Origin of the sequence: Streptomyces axinellae, from assembly GCF_039532135.1 — a bacterium.
Classification (GTDB): Bacteria; Actinomycetota; Actinomycetes; order Streptomycetales; family Streptomycetaceae; genus Streptomyces; species Streptomyces axinellae.
Map to the genome: position 1 here is coordinate 16,431 of NZ_BAAARJ010000025.1, position 19,589 is coordinate 36,019.

The 19,589-nt window shown below is 71.2% G+C and carries 17 protein-coding genes; 11 read left to right on the forward strand and 6 right to left on the reverse strand.

What is annotated here, in order from left to right:
- Nucleotides 1-93 precede the first annotated feature (93 nt).
- Nucleotides 94-1,677, forward strand: coding sequence for a helix-turn-helix domain-containing protein (locus ABD339_RS29485; protein WP_344570199.1), 1,584 nt, complete (start codon nucleotides 94-96; stop codon nucleotides 1,675-1,677).
- A gap of 203 nt (nucleotides 1,678-1,880) precedes the next feature.
- Complete coding sequence (locus tag ABD339_RS29490; RefSeq protein WP_344570200.1) at nucleotides 1,881-2,879, forward strand: malate dehydrogenase; 999 nt, start codon at nucleotides 1,881-1,883, stop codon at nucleotides 2,877-2,879.
- A gap of 170 nt (nucleotides 2,880-3,049) precedes the next feature.
- Here ABD339_RS29490 and ABD339_RS29495 read toward each other — a convergent pair whose 3' ends face one another.
- Complete coding sequence (locus tag ABD339_RS29495; protein WP_344570201.1) at nucleotides 3,050-4,255, reverse strand: MFS transporter; 1,206 nt, start codon at nucleotides 4,253-4,255, stop codon at nucleotides 3,050-3,052.
- A 251-nt stretch (nucleotides 4,256-4,506) separates the two neighbouring features.
- Between ABD339_RS29495 and ABD339_RS29500 the strand changes: the two genes are divergently transcribed.
- The gene (locus ABD339_RS29500; protein ID WP_344570202.1) at nucleotides 4,507-5,574 is read left to right on the forward strand and encodes a transcriptional regulator; all 1,068 of its coding nucleotides are present in this window, start codon (nucleotides 4,507-4,509) and stop codon (nucleotides 5,572-5,574) included.
- A 163-nt stretch (nucleotides 5,575-5,737) separates the two neighbouring features.
- Here ABD339_RS29500 and ABD339_RS29505 read toward each other — a convergent pair whose 3' ends face one another.
- The 4 genes from ABD339_RS29505 to ABD339_RS29520 form a co-directional block, all read right to left on the reverse strand.
- Nucleotides 5,738-5,983, reverse strand: coding sequence for a hypothetical protein (locus tag ABD339_RS29505; protein ID WP_344570203.1), 246 nt, complete (start codon nucleotides 5,981-5,983; stop codon nucleotides 5,738-5,740).
- A gap of 222 nt (nucleotides 5,984-6,205) precedes the next feature.
- Complete coding sequence (locus ABD339_RS29510) at nucleotides 6,206-6,424, reverse strand: DUF397 domain-containing protein (RefSeq protein WP_344570204.1); 219 nt, start codon at nucleotides 6,422-6,424, stop codon at nucleotides 6,206-6,208.
- Nucleotides 6,425-6,477: 53 nt separating this feature from the next.
- Nucleotides 6,478-6,696 (reverse strand): DUF397 domain-containing protein, encoded by a 219-nt coding sequence (locus ABD339_RS29515; RefSeq protein ID WP_344570205.1) that lies wholly within the window; start codon nucleotides 6,694-6,696, stop codon nucleotides 6,478-6,480.
- A complete protein-coding gene (locus ABD339_RS29520) occupies nucleotides 6,689-7,483 on the reverse strand; it encodes a helix-turn-helix domain-containing protein (protein ID WP_344570206.1) in 795 nt (264 codons plus the stop codon). The genes ABD339_RS29515 and ABD339_RS29520 overlap by 8 nt, the downstream gene beginning before the upstream one ends.
- 226 nt (nucleotides 7,484-7,709) lie before the next feature.
- Between ABD339_RS29520 and ABD339_RS29525 the strand changes: the two genes are divergently transcribed.
- Entirely contained in the window at nucleotides 7,710-8,096 is a 387-nt protein-coding gene (locus ABD339_RS29525; RefSeq protein ID WP_344570207.1) for a hypothetical protein, read from the forward strand.
- A gap of 83 nt (nucleotides 8,097-8,179) precedes the next feature.
- Here the strand turns inward: ABD339_RS29525 and ABD339_RS29530 are convergent, their stop codons facing one another.
- A complete protein-coding gene (locus tag ABD339_RS29530; protein ID WP_344570208.1) occupies nucleotides 8,180-8,989 on the reverse strand; it encodes a hypothetical protein in 810 nt (269 codons plus the stop codon).
- A gap of 260 nt (nucleotides 8,990-9,249) precedes the next feature.
- On the opposite strand from ABD339_RS29530, the gene ABD339_RS29535 reads away from it, so the two are divergent.
- The 7 genes from ABD339_RS29535 to ABD339_RS29565 all read left to right on the forward strand — a co-directional run bounded on the left by ABD339_RS29535 (nucleotide 9,250) and on the right by ABD339_RS29565 (nucleotide 19,586).
- Nucleotides 9,250-10,779: an aldehyde dehydrogenase family protein gene (locus ABD339_RS29535; RefSeq protein ID WP_425576136.1), complete on the forward strand. Its 1,530-nt coding sequence runs from the start codon at nucleotides 9,250-9,252 to the stop codon at nucleotides 10,777-10,779.
- Between the two features lie 352 nt (nucleotides 10,780-11,131).
- Complete coding sequence (locus tag ABD339_RS29540) at nucleotides 11,132-12,694, forward strand: GMC family oxidoreductase (RefSeq protein WP_344570250.1); 1,563 nt, start codon at nucleotides 11,132-11,134, stop codon at nucleotides 12,692-12,694.
- Complete coding sequence (locus ABD339_RS29545; protein WP_344570209.1) at nucleotides 12,694-13,995, forward strand: quaternary amine ABC transporter ATP-binding protein; 1,302 nt, start codon at nucleotides 12,694-12,696, stop codon at nucleotides 13,993-13,995. Before ABD339_RS29540 ends, ABD339_RS29545 begins: the two co-directional genes overlap by 1 nt.
- 88 nt (nucleotides 13,996-14,083) lie before the next feature.
- Entirely contained in the window at nucleotides 14,084-16,132 is a 2,049-nt protein-coding gene (locus ABD339_RS29550) for an ABC transporter permease (protein ID WP_344570210.1), read from the forward strand.
- Nucleotides 16,133-16,276: 144 nt separating this feature from the next.
- Entirely contained in the window at nucleotides 16,277-17,239 is a 963-nt protein-coding gene (locus tag ABD339_RS29555; protein WP_344570211.1) for a glycine betaine ABC transporter substrate-binding protein, read from the forward strand.
- Nucleotides 17,240-17,477: 238 nt separating this feature from the next.
- Nucleotides 17,478-18,431, forward strand: coding sequence for a glycine betaine ABC transporter substrate-binding protein (locus ABD339_RS29560; protein ID WP_344570212.1), 954 nt, complete (start codon nucleotides 17,478-17,480; stop codon nucleotides 18,429-18,431).
- Between the two features lie 33 nt (nucleotides 18,432-18,464).
- The gene (locus ABD339_RS29565; protein WP_344570213.1) at nucleotides 18,465-19,586 is read left to right on the forward strand and encodes a CopD family protein; all 1,122 of its coding nucleotides are present in this window, start codon (nucleotides 18,465-18,467) and stop codon (nucleotides 19,584-19,586) included.
- The last annotated feature ends 3 nt before the right edge of the window (nucleotides 19,587-19,589 follow it).

Below are 19,589 nucleotides of genomic sequence, written 5' to 3' on the forward strand. Positions count from 1 at the left end.
CCGCCTGCATCCCCCTGGGCAGCCAGTACGAGCCCGGGGTGAGCGCGAGCACGGGGGGAAGGCCGCACAGTCGGGGGGACAAGGGGGAGGCACATGCCTCGTTGGAGGGCGCTACCGGAGGAACTGGATCCGCAGATCCGGGAATTCGCGAGCCAGCTGCGGCGGCTCGTGGACCGCAGTGATTTGAGCGTCGCCACCATCGCTGACCGCACGGGCTACAGCAAGTCGTCGTGGGAGCGCTATCTGAACGGCCGACTGCTGCCGCCGCGCGGCGCCACCCAGGCGCTCGCCGAGGTGACGGGCACGGACGTGCGGCACCTCGGCATCATGTGGGAGCTGGCCGAACGGGCGTGGAGCCGCAGTGAGATGCGGCACGACGTCACCCTGGAGGCCATACAGGTCGCCCAGGCGCGCGCCGCGCTCGGCGAGTTCGGCGACGAGCCGGAGAAGGGGCGCCGTCGGCGCAAGGGCAAGGACGGGAGATCCGCCGCGGGGGGCGCGCGGGCCGCCTCGTCCTCCTCCGGCGCGGCCCCGGCCTCCCCGGCGGATTCCGCTTCCGCTTCCGCCTCGCCGGCGGGGCCGGTGGCTCCCGAGGATCCCGTGGCGCCGCCCGCGCCCGCCTCCGGGAAGGGGACGCGCGGTGCGGAGGACCGCACCCGCGCGCTGCCCGTCGATGACGGCGCGGCATCCGGTGGCCCGGCATCCGATGGGCCGGTGTCCGGGGAACCGGATGAGGGCACGGCCGTCCTGCGCAAGGACACGGTCAAGGGGGCCGGGAGCGCGGCCGGTGCGCGCGGGCGCGGGGCACCCGGAACAGCGGGACGGCCCGCCGGGTATGCCACGCCGCAGCCACGGGTGGACGTGACCTCGTGGGGCGCGGCAGCGGGCACGCGCCCCGCCTCCACCGCGTCTCCCTCGTCCCCGGGGGCTCCCACGCGCCCCACGCCGTCGGCTGCCGGTGGCGACGGCGGTCCCGCGACCAGGGTGCAGCCTCCGGTCGCGCCGGGCGGCGGCGCCCGCGACCGGCCGGATGCCCCGGCCACCGGTTCCGATTCCGGTTCCGATTCCGGCTCCGGTTCCGGCTCCGGTTCCGGCTCCGGTTCCGGTTCCGGCGGTCACGGGTCCGGCGACGCCGGGGGGGACGGCAAGGCGGGCGGCAAGGGCAAGGCCGGTGGCGGCCGGCGCCGGACGACGATGCTCCTGGTGGGCCTCGTAGGGGTGCTCGTGGTGACGGCGGCTGCCGTGCTCTTCCTCGATCTGGGCGGCGGGAGCGAGGACGCGGCCGGGCCGCAGCCGTCGGCCACCGAGAAGAGCGCGAACCTCCCCTCCGGGGTGAAGTGCTCGGGGAAGGACTGTTCGGGCCAGGACCCGGAGGCCATGGGCTGCGGCGGGCGGTACGCCAAGACCAGCAGCTCGGCGTGGGTCGGCGCCAGCTTCGTCGAGGTGCGCTACAGCAAGGTGTGCAAGGCCGCCTGGGCCCGTATCACCAGCGCGACCACGGACGACGCGCTGCGCGTGGAGGGGCCCGGCGGCCAGAAGGAGAGCGACAAGGTCGGCACGACGAACGACGCCTACACCGAGATGGTCTCCGTGGGGAGCGCGGAGGACGCCCGCGCGTGCGCCACGCTCGCGGGCGGCGGCGCGGGCTGCACCGTCCCCGGCAAGAGCGCCCGGTAGTCCCGCGTGGTCCCGCGTGGTCCCGCGTGGTCCCGCGCAGTCCCCCGTGGTCCCGCGTCATCCCGCGCGGCCTTGCGGGGCCTCGCTCCGGGCGGACCCGGGGGTGAGGCGGGGCGGGGGTCGGATAGCCTGGCGGATGGGTCTCTTGACGTAGAGAGACTTCCGGCCACCCGCCAGCCACGTCAGGTACTACGGAGAACGCCATGACCCGCACTCCCGTCAGCCCCGTCAACGTAACTGTCACCGGCGCCGCCGGTCAGATCGGCTACGCACTGCTCTTCCGGATCGCCTCCGGCCAGCTGCTGGGCGCCGATGTGCCGGTCCGGCTGCGCCTGCTGGAGATCACCCCGGCGCTGAAGGCCGCCGAGGGCACCGCGATGGAGCTGGACGACTGCGCCTTCCCGCTGCTCCAGGGCATCGACATCAGCGACGACCCGAACGTCGCCTTCGACGGCACGAACGTCGCCCTGCTGGTCGGCGCCCGCCCCCGCACCAAGGGCATGGAGCGCGGCGACCTGCTGGAGGCCAACGGCGGCATCTTCAAGCCGCAGGGCAAGGCCATCAACGACCACGCCGCCGACGACATCAAGGTCCTCGTCGTCGGCAACCCGGCCAACACCAACGCGCTGATCGCGCAGGCGTCGGCCCCTGACGTACCGGCCGAGCGGTTCACCGCCATGACCCGCCTCGACCACAACCGCGCGCTCACCCAGCTCGCGAAGAAGACCGGCTCCTCGGTCTCCGACATCAAGAAGCTGACGATCTGGGGCAACCACTCCGCGACGCAGTACCCCGACATCTTCCACGCGGAGATCGCGGGCAAGAACGCCGCGCAGGCCGTCGACGACGAGAAGTGGCTGGCCGACGAGTTCATCCCGACCGTCGCCAAGCGCGGTGCCGCGATCATCGAGGCGCGCGGCGCCTCCTCCGCCGCCTCCGCCGCCAACGCCGCGATCGACCACGTCCACACCTGGGTCAACGGAACCGCCGACGGCGACTGGGCCTCCATGGGCATCCCCTCGGACGGCTCCTACGGCGTGCCCGAGGGCATCATCTCCTCCTTCCCGGTCACCACGAAGGACGGCCGGTACGAGATCGTCCAGGGCCTGGAGATCAACGAGTTCTCGCGCACGCGCATCGACGCCTCCGTCAAGGAGCTGACCGAAGAGCGCGACGCGGTGCGGGGCCTGGGCCTGATCTGAGGCCGCCGGCACCGCGGTTGCGGCCGTAGCCGTAGCCGTGCCGTAGCCGCGTTCGCAGCCGCCGGAGTCCGGGGCTGCCGCCGAGGGGCCCGTACGGATCACACGATCGATCCGTACGGGCCCCTCGGCGTATCCGCCGTGCTCCTGGCGGCTGTTGGCCGTCGGGCCGGTTACGGCGGGACTCGGCCGGTATCCCCCGTCCGTCCGGGCTCCGGGGCGGGGCCGGGGCGCAGGCCGGGGGCGAGGGAGAGCGTGACGGCGAGGGAGAACGCGGCCATGACCGTCATCGCCGTCGCGGCGGAGGTGCGCTCCGCCAGCGCGCCCGCCAGCGCGGCGCCCACCCCCTGCATCGCCAGCATGCCGGAGGAGTGCAGCCCCAGCGCGTGCCCGCTCAGCTCCTCCGGCGTCAGCTCCATCAGCCGCTCCTGGAGCACGAGACCGGCCGCGAAACCGACCGTGGCCAGCGTCACCAGCGCGCAGGCGAGCGGCAGCGCGGGCCGCAGCGCGAACAGCAGGAAAGGGAGCGCGAGCAGCAGGAGCAAGGGCGCGGCCAGCCGCTGCCGCCACCACCGGGGCACGAAGCGGCCGACGACGGTGTCCCCCGCGAGCATGCCCACCGCGCCGCAGGCGAACAGCAGTCCGGCATCCCGGGGAGCGTAGGGCACATAGAGGGACTCGCAGCCGACGACCAGCCCGTTGGGCACCCACAGCGCCAGGTAGACGTAGCGGCGGGAGCGGACGGACCACAGAAGGGAGTTGTCGCGCCGGGTGTCGGCCACCGAGGCGCGGCCCGCCTGGCGCGGCGGCCGGTGTCCCAGCCCGAACCGGGCGACGGCCGCCCCCGCCAGGTAGAGCCCGGCGCCCGCCAGCAGCGTGCCGCGCGGGGACAGGAGCGCCACCAGCACCCCGCCGAGGGCGAAGCCGCAGATCTGCGTGATGCCGGTGGCCATGTTGAACACGGAGCGGCCCAGGAGGTAACCCTCCCTGGACAGCACCTCGTTGAGGAGGCCGTAGCGCACCCCGCCGCCGAGCGAGGCCAGCACCCCCAGCGCCAGCAGCACACAGAACGAGGCCCATACGGGCAGCCCCGGTACGGCCTGGAGCGCGGTGCCCAGACCGAAGACCAGCGGCAGTGCGCTCATCGCGGCGCGCGGCGGCAGCCGGTCGGCGGCCGACAGCAGCGTCGTCGCCCCGATGAGCTGGGCCAGAGAGGGCCCGAACATCGCCAGGGAGGACAGCAGCGGGGAGCCGGTCGCGCCGTAGATGAGAGTGCCCAGCGCCAGCCCGCTCACCGTCTGACCGGCCACATGCAGGGCGCTGGTCCCGAACAGCGGGGCGAACTCGGGGGTTTTGAACAGCTCGGTGTAGGTGCGCATGGTGGGGAGTCTCGGGAGCGGGCCGGGACGGCGTTACTGTTTCGCGCGGCGGCGAAACATGCCCCGGCGAACGTGCTGCGGCGAAAGGTGGGCGCGGGACACCCTGGACGCGTGCAACCGGCGGCGGCCCCGGACGTGCGGAACCGGCGGCGGCCCCCGACGTGCGGAACCGGCGGCGGGACGGATGACGGAACCGGCCGCGGGACGGTTGACGGAACCGGCGGGGGCGTAGGAGAAGGGCGGCGGACGCCGTGGGGTGGTGGCAGGTCAGTGCGGACACGCTCGCGGGCAGCCGGTTCGTGGTCTCACCGCTGTCCGAGGCCCTCGCCTGCCTCAAGGCGCTGGAGCGCCGGACCGCCGGGTACCCGGGAGAGCGCGCGTGGCTGGCCGCCCACCTGCCCGCCTACCGGGCCCGGCAGGCGGCGGACCCGGTCGGCGCCCTGCTGATCCGGGCGGCGCTGGGCCCCACCTGGAACGCGGACTTCCTCACGCCGGCCCCCGAGCCCGACGAGGCCGCCACGTTCGAGGACGAGGTGGCCCGCGTACGGGAGTCCGCGCCCGAGGCGGCGCGCGAGGACCTGACCGTCTCGCTCGGCGGCCCGCTGCCGCCGCCGCTCCACCGCGACGACCTGCCCCGGCGGACGGCGGACATCCTGGAGTGGGTGTGGCGCGAGACGGTGCTGCCCGACTGGCCGCGGCGACGGCAGGTCATCGAGGCCGATGTGGTGGCGCGCACCGCGCAGTTGAGCCGGGGCGGCTGGGCGGCGGCGCTCGATGACATGCGGCCCGGGATGCGCTGGCTGGGGGAGAGCCGGCTCCAGATCAACGCGCGGGACTACCCGCCGCGCGATCTGTCCGGAGCACGGCTGATGTTCGTGCCCGTGACCCCACGGCACGGCTGGGTCTCCTGGTCGGAGACCCCTGGTGCGGACGCTGATATACGGCCAACGTCCGTGCGCCCGGCGGCTGTTCGGACGCAGCGGGCGCGCTACGCCGTGACGTACCCGTGCTCGGGTGCGCTGGCGGACGCGGCCGAGGAACGGATACCGGTGCCGGAGGCGCTGGGGGCGCTGCTCGGGGGTGCGCGCGCCGGGGTGCTGGTGCTCCTCGACACCCCCAAGAGCACCAGTCAGCTGGTCGCCCTCACCGGCCAGGGCCTCGGCTCGGTGGGCCGCCACCTCCGGGTGCTGCTGGACGCCCGCCTGCTGCGGCGGCGCCGGGCGGGCCGCTCGGTGCTCTACTACCGCACGCCGGCGGGGGACGCCCTGGTCGGCGCCCAGGTACGGGCCGAGCCCGAAGGGCGCCACGGAGAGGGCTGATCACGGGCCCGCCGGACATGCCGCTGCCCCGGGACCGGGGCCGGATCCCGAGGCAGGGGGTGCGCCCGGACCGACGAGGACCGGGCGCACAGCTCTTATGGGAGGTCCACCAACGGTGTCCACCGCCGGGCGACTCGCTCTCGCCCGGAAGGTCTGCCGCGGGTCAGCGCAGCACCTCCAGGAAGACCCAGCCCTTCTCGTCCACGTAGCACCTGGCGTCCTTGTAGGTGCCGTCGGCCTTGAGCTGCGCCGCCTCGGCGTCGCACTCGGCCTTCGAGCCGTAGACGGCGGGGCCGCCGCCGACCTGCTCCCAGCCCTCCGCGGACGCGGTACCGGCGGTCAGCGGGATGGCGACGACGGCGGCGGCCACGGCCAGCCCGGCAGCGGTACGGGAACGCCACGACTTCATGTTTCCTCCATAGGGTGGGCCGATTTCGGAACTTCGCGCACGGGGCTCCTCCAGAGAGGCGTGTCGGCCGGTGAGGCGGTCGGCACCGTGCGCGCCTTGTCTGAGGTTCGATGCGGGCACGTCGGCGTAAGTTCACGAAGTGGCGGAAGTTTTCGGTGCGTTCACCGCCACGGCAAAGGCCCCCGCCGTGTGGCGAGGGCCGGTCGGTCGGGATGCTGCGGCTCAGACGGAGAACTCGCCGACCTTGAGGGCTGTGACGAACAACGACCATCCGGTGGCCGGGATCACGAGCGCGGGGCCGTTCGGTGCCTTGCTGTCGCGGACCGGGACGCCCGTCGCGTGGCTGTCGATGACCTCTACGCAGCTGCCGCTGTTCGAGTTGCTACGCGAGGACTTGCGCCAACCGCTCAGCGTGGACGCGTCCTTGATGTGCTCGGTCATGATTTCCGTGCTCCTTCGCTGTGGGCTAGGAACTCCTGAGCCGCCGCGTGGGCTCAGACGGAGAACTCGCCGCCCTTGAGGGCCGCGACGAACGACGACCATCCGGTGGCCGGGATCACGAGCGCGGGGCCGTTCGGTGCCTTGCTGTCGCGGACCGGGACGCCCGTCGCGTGGCCGTCGATGACCTCTACGCAGCTGTCGTTCTGGGAGCTGCTGTAGGACGACTTACGCCAGCCACTTAGCGCGGAAGCCTGGGTGATGTGCTCAGTCATGTCTCTCGTATTCCTCCGCTGTCGCCCTGACGATCGCTAGAGACTCTTCAAGCGACCGCGCGTCGCTCAGGGCTTGATCGTATGCGCCCCTGATGCGTTCGACCACGGACGGGGAGTCATGGACTGTGCCCATGCGCAGCCCCTCCGTGTAGGCAACGGGCGGCTGATCCTCGAACCACATCAGCGACACCATGCCCGTCAGGAGCGGAACCCCCGCGCCGAACGGCAGCACGTGCACGCGAATGCGCTCCCGCTCGACGAGCCCCGCTACGTGACGAAGCTGCTCCGCCATGATGGCTGGGCCGCCGAACGAGCGTCGTAGTACGCCCTCATCGAGCAGAGCCCACACTACGGGGGTCACGGGGTCCTCCAGCATCTTCGCCCGCTGGAGCCTTGTCACAACGTCCTTGTGCCGCTGCTCTTCATTCTGCGGAGGGTACGAGCGCCGCATCAGCACATCGGCGTACGCCTCCGTCTGCAAGATGCCGGGCATGAACGAGAGGCCGAACTCGCGGATCACCGTGGCCTGCTGCTCAAGTTCGAGGGCCTTGCCGAACCAGTCGGCAACTTGTCCCTTCAGCGCTCCCGGCCGAAACGTGACCAGTACGTCCCCCGTGCCCAGCGCAGCGTCCAGCGCCTTGGCGTCGTTCTCGGAGGGGTGCCGTTGCCCGCCCTCGATGGCGGCGATCATCGAGCGGGACATGAACGCCTTGTTGGCCAGCTCCTGCTGGCTCCACCCTTTGGCCTCTCTGGCTTCCTTCAGCCACTGGCCGTAAGTCTTGGCCAAAGCACAACACCCCCTCGCCACAACGCTGTTGTGGCAATGGTGGCACTACCGGAACCGTCGCGTCCCGCCGTTGTCTGGGAGAGGACCAGGAACGGCGGAAGGACCGGACCATGTGCGCGACTCGGGATCAGTCGGCGGCTGTGCTGGCTGTGCCAGCGGTGCTGGCTGGGGTGGCTGCGGTAGCTGTGATGGAGCAGGGGAGGACGCGGGCGGGCGGTGGCGCGGCGTGACGTACTCGCTCGCGGTCGAGCGCCCGTGGCGGCAGGCGTGGCCGCTGGTCGCGCAGACGGACGACAGCAACCGGTGGGTGACGGGCTCGTGCTGGCTGTATTGCCGACGCGAGGGCGTGCGCGTGCTGTGGGTCGGCTCGGTGAGCACGCCGGGTGCGACGGGGGACGTGTACGCCTGCGGGCCGTGTCTCGCGGAGCTGGACCACATAGTGCGCGTCCAGGCACACGGCAGGGACAGGGGGAACGGCGAGCGCGCGCACTCCGCCGCCTTCACCGTGCCCCCCTTGCTCACGGCCGGGCCCGGAGCGTGCGAACACTGGCAGATCGAGAAGCGCGACGGGAAGACGTACTGCCGCGCCTGTGAGCGACAGCTCTATCTATGAGGCGGGGTCGTCCCCCGCGGAGGCCCCGGCGCCTCACACGGAGACCGCCCCACATCGGAGACCGCCTCGCATCGAGCGGCGCCTCACGCCGACTCCGACGGCGGCTCCTTCTCCTGCCGGTCCTTGCCGAAGTGCCGTTTCAGCTCCCGTACGGAGACGGTGCGCTCATCGGGGGGCGTGCCCGAGGGCACGCGGTCGTTGAAGCGGCTGAGGGTGATCTTGTCGTGGTCGCGGCCCGCCTTGCGCTCCAGTCGCAGCGGATAGGGCTTGCCGTGGGCCGAGACGTGCATCCGGACGCGGATGTCACCCTGGGTGCGGGTCACCGGTACGGAGCGGTGGCCGCCCACCGCCGAGGTGTGGCCCCGCTTCCAGTGCGGGCCCGGCGCGGACAGCGCGCCCGAGGCGGCGCGGAAGGCGTCGAGGTCGCACGCCTTGGCCAGGCCCTTGCCGCCGAGTGCGTCGTCGCGCGAGGTGCCCTTGATGTAGCGGTCCTTGAACTCGCGGGCCGCCGCCGGGCCGTGCTCGGGGCCGAGCTGCGCGGTCCAGAAGGCGGTGCTGGGCCGGAGCCAGATCGTGTCGCCGTGCTTGATCAGCCGGATCGAGCCCCTTCCGGGTACCTCCACCTTTCCCGAGCAATTCGCTTTGTCGTCGAGGGAGAGATTCAGCCGGAGGTCGGGGGCCTCCATTTTCAGGCGCAGCGATCTCGAAGAATTCAGCTGCTTCGATGCCTTTTCGGCGATTTCTTCCCCGGAAAGGTCGGAGAGATCCGGTCGGTCACGCTCTGTGGCGTTGCTGCTCTGCGGGGTCGCGTTCGCCGGCGTCAGTAGCCCGCCTCCCGCCGTCGTCGCAGCGCATACGGCCACGACCAGTGCTGTGCGGTGCTGCTTTCGCATGTGTCTGGCTCCGATCCGCCGTGGGTGTGCAGGCCCGTACGGAGTCCGTTGCTGACCTGGCTTATGCGGACATAGACCCGTTTACCGTACGAGGACTGTCGGCCCGGCGCATGTCGGCTGGTGATGAAGCCCACTTGTTAGCGAATTCAGGACATGAGATCGGAAGGACGGGGCAGGGTTCCGACTTGCCATCTGCCCTAGGGCGTGGCAAAAGCCCCCCAACGGGGCACCGGGCCACCACCCGGAAGAAAGCAGCGGTTATGGAAGTACGGAAGGCAGTACCCAAGGTGTCCGTAGTGGAGAGCATGCACATTGACGGCGAGTGGCGGCCGGCCACGGCCGGTGGGACGCGCGAGGTCCTCGACCCCGCCGACGCCACCACGCTCGCCGTCGTCGCCGAGGGCGGTGCAGCGGACACCGACGCCGCCATCGCCGCGGCCCGTCGCGCCTTCGACCAGGGGGAGTGGCCGCACACCCCGACCGCTGGACGGGCCGCGCTGCTGCGGCGGGTGGCGGACCTGCTCCAGCGGGACCGCGAGGAGATCGCGCTGGTCGAGTCCCGCGACACCGGCAAGACCCTCGAAGAGGGCCGCGTCGATGTGGACGATGTGACCAACGCCTTCCGCTACTTCGCCGACCTCGTCATGAACGAGTCCGGCGGCCGTGTCGTCGATGCGGGCAGCGCCGATGTGCACAGCGTCGTCGTCCACGAACCCGTGGGCGTCTGCGCCATGATCACGCCCTGGAACTACCCCCTCCTCCAGGCGAGCTGGAAGGTCGCCCCGGCGCTGGCGGCCGGGAACACCTTCGTCATCAAGCCCAGCGAGATCACCCCGATGTCCACGATCCACCTGGTGAGGCTGCTGGTGGAGGCCGGGTTGCCGGCCGGGGTGGCCAACCTGGTCACCGGCGCGGGCGACCCCGTGGGCGCCCGGCTCTCCGAGCACCCCGAGGTGGACCTGGTCTCCTTCACGGGCGGACTGGCCAGCGGCACCAAGGTCGCCCAGGCCGCCGCGCCCACCGTCAAGAAGGTCGCGCTCGAACTCGGCGGCAAGAACCCCAACGTCGTCTTCGCGGACGCCTGCGCCACCGAAGAGGGTTTCGACACCGCCGTCGATCAGGCGCTGAACGCGGCGTTCATCCACAGCGGCCAGGTCTGCTCGGCCGGTGCCCGGCTGATCGTCGAGGAGTCCGTCAAGGAACGCTTCGTGGCCGAACTCGCCGCCCGCGCCCAGCGCATCCGCCTGGGCCGGGGCACCGAGGACGGCGTGGAGTGCGGGCCGCTGGTCTCCGAGCAGCAGCGCGCCAAGACGGAGGACTACGTGGCCTCCGCGCTGGCCGAGGGCGCCGTGCTCCGCTGCGGCGGCGAGCGGCCCGAGCCCTCCGAACTCCGGCCCGCCGAGGGGTACTTCTACTCCCCGACCGTGCTGGACGACTGCCACCGCGGGATGCGGGTCATCAGGGAGGAGACCTTTGGCCCAATCGTGACTGTAGAGAGCTTCAGCACGGAGGACGAAGCTGTAACGCTGGCGAATGACACCGAGTACGGCCTCGCGGGCGCGGTCTTCTCCAGTGACACGGCACGGGCGCGCAGGGTCGCGGCCCGGCTCCGGCACGGCACGGTGTGGATCAACGACTTCCACCCGTACCTGCCGCAGGCCGAGTGGGGAGGATTCGGCAAGTCGGGCGTCGGCCGCGAACTGGGCCCGCATGGTCTGGCCGAATACCGCGAGACCAAGCACGTGTACGAGAACCTGCGTCCGGGCCCGGTCCGCTGGTTCGCCGGCTGACGCGCTGACCCGATGTGTCGCTGTCGCGGCCGGCCCGCACGGTGCGAGACCCCCCTCCCGTGCACCGGTCGTGACGCACCGTACCCCGTACACCCCGCACGCCTCGTATCTCCCGCATCCCGCACTCAGCACCTCGTACTTCCGTAAGTACCACCCCCCCCCGCAGCCCGGCACCCCGGGCACACGAGTACCACGAGCAGTTCGCAGTACCCCTGGCATCACCCCTGGTGTCACCCCCTGAGTAACAGCCGTACCTCCGCACAACAGAAAAACCCTGAGGAACAGCACCACCCTGCACGACCGCAGCACCCCGTGAGCGTGTGGAACCCCAAGGAGCAAGTCCCCTATGTCCATGTCCAGCTACGACTACGTGATCGTCGGCGGCGGCACGGCCGGATCGGTGATCGCCTCGCGGCTCGCCGAAGACCCGGACACCACCGTCGCCCTCATCGAGGGCGGCCCCACCGACATCGACCGGCCCGAGGTCCTCACCCTGCGCAAGTGGCTGGGCCTGCTCGGCGGCGAACTCGACTACGAGTACACGACGACGGAACAGCCGCGCGGCAACTCCCACATCCTGCACAGCCGCGCCAAGGTGCTCGGCGGCTGCTCCTCGCACAACACCCTCATCTCCTTCAAGCCCCTGCCCTCCGACTGGGACGAGTGGGAGCGGGCCGGGGCCGAGGGCTGGGGCGCCAAGGCGATGGACCCCTACTTCGCCAAGCTGCGCAACAACGTGGTGCGCGTGGCCAAGAAGGACCAGAACCCCATCGCGCAGGACTGGATCGACGCGGCCAAGGACGCGCTGGACATCCCCGAGGTCGTCGGCTTCAACGACCAGCCCTTCTCCGAGGGCGTCGGCTTCTTCGACCTCTCCTACCACCCCGAGGACAACAAGCGCTCCTCCGCCTCCGTCGCCTACCTCCACCCCCACATCGAGGCCGGTGACCGCCCCAACCTGCACATCCTGCTGGAGACCTGGGCCTGCAAGCTGGAGTTGGAGGGCCGCCGCGCGACCGGGGTGCGGGTGCGCACCAAGGACGGCGAGGAGAAGCTGATCGGCGCCGGGCGCGAGGTCATCGTCAGCGCGGGCGCCATCGACACGCCCCGGCTGCTCAACCACTCCGGTATCGGCCGCGCGCAGGACCTGGAAGCCCTCGGCATCCCCGTCGTCCACGACCTTCAGGGCGTGGGCGAGAACCTGATGGACCACCCCGAGTCGGTGATCGTGTGGGAGACGCACGGCCCACTGCCCGGCAACTCCGCGATGGACTCCGACGCGGGCCTCTTCGTCCGCCGGGACCCGGCGCACGAGGGGCCGGACCTGATGTTCCACTTCTACCAGATCCCCTTCACCGACAACCCCGAGCGGCTGGGCTACGAGCGGCCCGAGCACGGGGTGTCGATGACGCCGAACATCCCCAAGTCCCGCAGCCGTGGCCGGGTCTACCTCACCTCGGCAGACCCCCAGGTCAAACCGGCGCTGGACTTCAAGTACTTCGAGGACGAAGACGATTACGACGGCCGCACCCTGGTGGACGGCATCAAGCTGGCCCGCCGGGTGGCGCAGGCCGAGCCGTTCGCCAAGTGGCTCAAGCGCGAGGTCTGCCCCGGCCCCGAGGTGACCTCGGACGAGGCCCTGAGCGAGTACGCCCGCAAGGTCGCGCACACCGTCTACCACCCGGCCGGGACCTGCCGGATGGGTGCGGCGGACGACGAACTCGCCGTCGTGGACCCGCAGTTGCGCATCCGGGGTCTGGAGGGCATCCGCATCGCGGACGCCTCCGTCTTCCCGGCCATGCCCGCCGTCAACCCGATGATCGGCGTGCTGATGCTCGGCGAGAAGGCGGCCGGTCTTCTTCGGACCACCGCGACCGACCAACGAGAGACAACGGCACCGGGAGGTGTTGCGTGATGTCCGAGTCCCCCGAGGCCACGGCCACTGAGGCCACGGCCGCAGCCGCAGCGGAAGGCACCGCGGCGGAAGGCACCGCGGCGGAAGAAGCCGCAGCTGCCGCAGCTGAGGACAGCGCTGCCGAGGACGCCGCGGCGGAGGACACCGCCGCCGAGAGCGCCGGGAGCGCGCGGGGCGGCGGGGGAGACTCCGCGTCCCCCGTCTTCTCCGTCCGCAGCCTGTGGAAGGTCTTCGGCCCCAAGGCGGCCAGGATTCCGGACGACGCCTCGCTGACCGGCCTGTCCCAGGCCGAACTGCGGGAGAGGACCGGCTGCACGGCCGCCGTGCGCGATGTCTCCTTCGACGTGCGCAAGGGCGAGGTCTTCGTGGTCATGGGCCTGTCGGGCTCGGGCAAGTCCACGCTCGTGCGCTGCCTGACCCGGCTGATCGAGCCCACCGCCGGTGAGGTCCTCCTCGACGGCGAGGACGTCCTGGGCATGGACAAGGAACAGCTGCGCGAGGTGCGCAGGCACCGCGCCGCCATGGTGTTCCAGAACTTCGGCCTGCTGCCGCACCGTTCGGTCACCGACAACGTCGCCTACGGCCTGGAGATCCAGGGCATGGGCAAGGCCGAACGCCGCGCCCGCGCAGCCGAGATGGTCGCCAAGGTCGGCCTGGAGGGCCTGGGCGAGCGCCGCCCCGGCCAGCTCTCCGGCGGCCAGCAGCAGCGCGTCGGCCTTGCCCGCGCGCTCGCGGTGGACCCGCAGGTCCTGCTGTTCGACGAGCCGTTCAGCGCGCTGGACCCGCTGATCCGCCGCGACATGCAGGAGGAGGTCATCCGGCTCCACCGCGAGGAGGGCCGCACGATGATCTTCATCACCCACGACCTGTCCGAGGCCCTGCGCCTGGGCGACCGCATCGCGCTGATGCGGGACGGCGCCATCGTGCAGCTGGGCACCCCCGAGGAGATCGTCGCCAACCCGGCCGACGACTACGTGCGCGACTTCGTCCGCGACGTGCCGCGCGATCAGGTCATCTCCGTCCGCCGCGCCATGCGCCCGGCCGGCGCCGACGAGGCGGAGGCCGGCACCGAGATCTCGCCCGACACCCTGGTGGCCGACGCCATCGAGACCGTCGCGCGCAGCGGCGCCCTGTGCCGCGTCGTGGAGGACGGCCGCACCCTCGGCGTCGTCGATCACGTGAGCCTCCTGAGCGTCGTCGCCGGTCTCGACGCGGAGCGCGCGGACGGCGCCGACGGCGGCCCGGGCGAGACCCCGCGCGACGGTGACGGCGGCAAGGCTCGGGAGGTGGCGGCCGTATGAGCACACTCCCGTATACGGTCCCGCAGCCGGACGCGCACGCGGCCTCGTACACCGCCGCGACGGCGGCCCGCACCGGAGGGGGACGGATATGAGTTCCCCGACCCTGACCAAGGACGAGGCGGCCCGGCCCGCCGGGCCCGCCGCCGAACCCGGCCACGCGCCCGCGCCCGGGACCCCGGACGGCCCGCCCTCGGCGCTCGCCCGCCTGATGGGCAACCCGAAGGCCGTCGCGCTGGCCGTCGCCGTCCTCGTCGTCGTCATCAGCGCACTGGTCACCGGCTCCGGCACCTGGCCGCACGCGCTCACCGCGGATGTGAAGAGCCCGCTCAACGACCTGGACAACTGGCTCGTCGACAACCGCGAGACGCACTGGATCTTCCTGTACTTCCTGCTGCACTTCTCCAACGCGGCGGAGTTCTCGGTCGATGGCATCACCAGCCTCTTCGACTCCATGGGCTATGTCGGCGTCACCGTCATCGGCACCCTGATCGCCTGGGCGGCCGGCGGCGCCAACCTCTCCGCGCGCGCCCTGCGCACGGGCGCGACCGCGCTGGCCGTCTTCGCGATCTGCGGCGTGCTGGGCCTGTGGGAGCCCACCATGGAGACGCTGTCGCTGATGGTGGTCGCCGTCCTCAGCGCCGCCGTGCTCGGCTTCCTCCTCGGCCTGGCCTCGGGCCTGTCCGACCGCTGCGAGCGGCTCCTGCGCCCGGTGTTCGACACCATGCAGGTCATGCCGGCCTTCGCGTTCCTGCTGCCGCTGCTGCTGATGTTCGGCATCGGCGTGCCCTCCGCGCTGATCGCCACCGTCATCTACGCCGCGCCGCCCATCGCCCGGCTCACCGCGCTCGGGCTGCGCACCGCCGACCCGGCCGCGCTGGAGGCGTCCACCTCGCTGGGCGCCAGCGCCTGGCAGCGGCTGGTCACCGCGCGGCTGCCGCTGGCCCGGCGGCAGATGATGCTCGGCCTCAACCAGACGATCATGATGTGTCTGTCCATGGTCGTCCTCGCCTCCCTCATCGGCGGCGGCGGCCTCGGTGACGAGATCTACCAGGCGCTCGGCGGGCTGAAGATCGGCAAGGCGCTGATCGCGGGCATCGCCGTCGTCCTGATCGCCGTCCTGCTGGACCGTACGACGGCGGCGGCCGGCGAGCGTCTCGACGACGTGGTCAAGGCCGGGATCTCCCGCACCATGGCCCGGCTGCGGCTGGCCGTGTGGGGTCTGATCGTCGTGCTGGTCGCGGTCTTCGCCGCGATCGGCTCGTCGCTGGGCGACGAGGAGTGGCCCGACGGCTGGACCATCGACATCGCCAACTCCCTGGACACCGGCATCAACTGGATCACCGACCACCTCGGCTCCGGCATCCCCGTCCTGGGCGGCACCATCACCTGGGCCGAGGGCTTCACCGACTACGTCCTCAATCCGCTGCGCGACGGCCTGCTGGCCACTCCCTGGTGGGCGCTGGCGCTGCTCGTCGCCGTCGTCGGCTGGATCGTCGGGACCTGGCGCGCGGCGCTGACCGGCGTGATCTGCCTGGCGCTGATCGGCTGGATGCGGCTGTGGGACGTCGCGATGGACACCCTCTCCCAGGTGCTCGCCGGCCTCGTCCTCACCGTCGTCGTCGGCGTGCTGGCCGGCATCCTGTGCGCCCGGGTGGAGCGCGCCGAGCGGATCCTGCGGCCGGTGCTGGACACCATGCAGACGATGCCGCAGTTCGTGTACCTGATCCCGGTGATCGCGCTGGTCGGCCAGAACCGTACCGGCGGCATCCTCGCCGCCGTCATCTACGCGGCACCCGCCGTCATCCGCATCACCACCCAGGGGCTGCGCCACGTGGACCCGGCCGCGATGGAGGCGTCCACCTCGCTGGGCGCCACCGGCAGGCAGCAACTGCTCGGCGTGCAGCTCCCGCTGGCACGCAAGTCGATGCTGGTGGCGCTCAACCAGGGCGTGGTGCTGGTGCTGTCCATGGTCGTCATCGCCGGTCTCATCGGCGGCGGCGCCACCGGCTACATGGTCGTGCAGGGCCTGTCCAAGGGCGACCTGTCCCAGGGTTTCCCGGCCGGTGTGGCCATCGTCTGCCTCGGCATCATGCTCGACCGCCTCTCCCAGCCCACCAAGGGGCGCGAGGGGGCGTGAGCCCCCGGGAGGGCCGGGGTCCCCGGGCCCCCGGCCCCCGGCCCCCGGCCCCCGGCCCCCGACCCCCGGATCGTCTTCCGGAATGGAATGTTCCGACGGATCTCCTCGCCCCGGTCCGTCCCTCACGAAAAGAGAACCGCACAGATGAATACCAAGCGCATACGCACCACCGCCCTCGCCGGAGTCGGCATCCTCGGCGTCCTGGCCGCCGGTACCGGCTGCGCCGCCGACACCAACGCGGGCGGCGACGACAAGAAGGTCGTCCTGGCCGAGCCCTCCTGGGTGGGCGCCACCGCCAACGCCGCCGTCGTCAAGAAGCTTCTTGAGGACGAGCTGGACGTGAAGGTCGAGGCCAAGCAGATGGACGAGCCCGTCGCCTTCGACGCGCTCAACAGCGGCAAGGCCGACGCCATTCTGGAGGACTGGCACGGCGTTCCGAAGAAGCAGAAGAAGTACGTCGAGGAGAAGAAGACCGTCGTCTCCGGCGGCGACCTCGGCGTCGTCGGCCACATCGGCTGGTTCGTGCCGAAGTACTACGCCGACAAGCACCCCGACATCATCAAGGACTACAAGAACCTCAACAAGCATTACAAGGACTTCAAGACCTCCGAGAGCGGCGACCTGGGACAGTTCATCGGCGCCGCCCCCTCGTACTCGCAGCACGACAAGGAACTCATCAAGAACCTGGGACTGAAGTTCAAGCACATCCCCTCCGGCGCCGAGGCCGCCCAGCTCAAGGAACTGAAGCGGCTGTACGACGCCAAAAAGCCGTTCCTCACCTACTGGTGGCAGCCGCAGTGGATGAACGAGCAGATCGACATGGTCGAGGTGCCGCTGCCCAAGTACACCCAGGGCTGTGAGCTGCCCGCCTCCAAGGCCAAGTGCGGCTACGAGACCAACCAGCTCGAAAAGTTCATGAACAAGGACTTCGCCGACGGCGACAGCGACGCGGCGAAGTTCATCAAGAACTTCAAGTGGACCACCAAGGACCAGAACAAGGTCGCCGGAATGATCGCCGGGAAGAAGATGGACCCGGAGGATGCGGCTGCGGCGTGGATCAAGGACAACAAGTCCACGTGGGAGAAGTGGATCCCGAAGAAGAAGTGACGCACGGCGCGTTGCCCGGCCCTCCGTGGTCGAGATGACGGCCGCGGCGGCGAGGTGACGTGTCGCGGCAAGGTGACGTGTCGCGTGCCGCGTGCCGCGTGCCGCGTGCCGGGCGCGCGGGTGAGCCCGCGTCCGACTTGTGAACACACAACTGCCCCCGGAACCCTGGATGTTCCGGGGGCAGTTAAGATCTTGGCGGTCAAGTACCGGCATCCTCACCCCCAGGATCTGCGCGCAAATGTCCCTGATATCCCGTCGCCATGCGATCGCCGCCGTCTTCGCCCTGCTCGCACCCCTCGGGCTCGCGGCGTGCTCCGGCGAATCGTCCGACACAGCCGGTTCCGTCGTTCTCGCCAACCCCACCTGGGTAGGCGGACAGGCGAACGTCGCCGTCGCGAAATACCTGCTCGAAACCGAACTCGACTACGACGTCGCCACCAAGAAGCTGGACGAGAAAGACGCCTGGCACGCGGTGGGGAACGGCAAGGCCGACGCGATCCTGGAGGACTGGGGCCACCCGCTCCTGGAGAAGAAGTACGTCTTCAAGAAGAAGAGCGTGATGCGCGCCGGAGATGTCGGCGTCACGGGGCAGATCGGCTGGTATGTCCCCCAATATCTGGTGGACAAGCACCCGCAGATCACCAACTGGAAGAAACTCAACGATTTCGCCCCGCTGTTCCGCACCGCCAAGACCGGCACCCGCGGCCAGCTCCTCGAAGGCTCACCGGAATTCCTCACGCATGACGAGGCGATCATCCGGAACCTTAAACTCAACTACAAGACGGTGTACACCGGTTCGGAAAAGGCGCAGATCGCGCGGATCCAGGAGCTGACCCGTCAGCGGAAACCCTTCCTCACCTACTGGTGGCGCCCGCACTGGCTCAGCACCGAAGCCCGGCTGAAGGAGGTCCAGCTGCCCGCGCACTACGGCGGCTGTGACGACAACCTCAAGACGGTGAACTGCGGTTACCCCGAGAATCCCCTCAAGAAATTCCTGTCCGTCGACTTCTCCAAGAACGGCGGCAAGGCCGCCAAGTTCCTCAAGAACTTCCAGTGGAGCGAGAACGACCAGGGCGCGGTCGCCAAGATGATCGAGGAGGACGGGCTCTCGCCGCAGGCCGCCGCGCAGAAGTGGGTCAAGGGGAATCCGGGTGTCTGGAAGGTGTGGCTCTGGGGGCTGAAGGACGGCTGATCCCGGTCGCGGGGCCTGGGGCAGAATTGCGCTGTGAGCCAGTCCGATTCGTCGCCGCACGCCCCGCCTGTCCCAGTCTCTGCCCCTGCCCGCGTCGTCCCTGTCCCGCCACCAGCGGGGCGGCACCGGGCGCGGCGATCCGGCAGGCGGCTGCTGCCCGTGCTGCTGGTGTGCGGCTGCGCCGTCCCGCTGGTGGCGCTCGCGCTGACCGGCACCGACCTGGCCACCGACAGCACCCGCGACATCCACATACCCGGCGGCGGCGCCACGGCGCTGCTGCGCTCCGTCCTCTTCGTCGCGCTGTGCGTCCAGCTCGGCGAGATCGCGGGCAGACGCCTGGCCCGCGGCGTGGCCCGCACGCTGCCCGTTGACGGAGCTGGAGCCGGAGCCGAGCCGGGTGCGGGCGCCGGTTCCGCTCCCGCGAACGGGCCCCGGCAGCCGCGCGAGTGGGCGGCGGTGGCGGCGTTCGCCGGGATGACCGCCGCACTCGGGCTCGCCTCCATGGCGGCGGCCGGGGACGGCCGGCTCACCGCCGGGCTGCCCGAACTCTCCGAGATCTACGCGACCCGCGCCGGACTGCTGGCCTTCCTGGAGGCCAACGGTTTTCTGCTCGCCGGGCTCTGCGTCTTCCTCGGCCGCCCCGTATGGGCGGCGGCGCCGCTCGCCGGGGTCATCCTCGGGGAGGCGCTGCGCGCGCACCCCGAGGCCGACACCCCCGCCCTCGGCGTCGCCCTCACCCTCGTCCACCTCACCTCCACCGTCGTGTGGACCGGCGGACTCATCCAGGTGCTGCGCACCATGCGGGCCTGGCACGGCGAACGGGGCGCGGCCCGCGCGCTGCTCGCCGCCTACGCGAAGCGCGCGTTCTGGCTGTTCGCCGCCATCTGCGTCACCGGCATCCTCAGCACGCTGCGGCGGCTGCCCCTGGCCGAGACCCTGACCTCGGCGTACGGACGCACCCTGCTGGTGAAGCTGGCGGCGGTCGCCCTCGTCGCGCTCTGCGCCGTGTTCGCCCGCCGTGTGCTGTTGCGCGACGGCGCGCGCACGAGCTATACGCAGGTGCTGCGGCCCACGGCCTGGGAGCTGGCCGCGCTCAGCGCCGTCCTGGTCCTCTCGGCGCTCTTGACGGTGGCCCCGCTGCCCCCGCGCACCTGAACC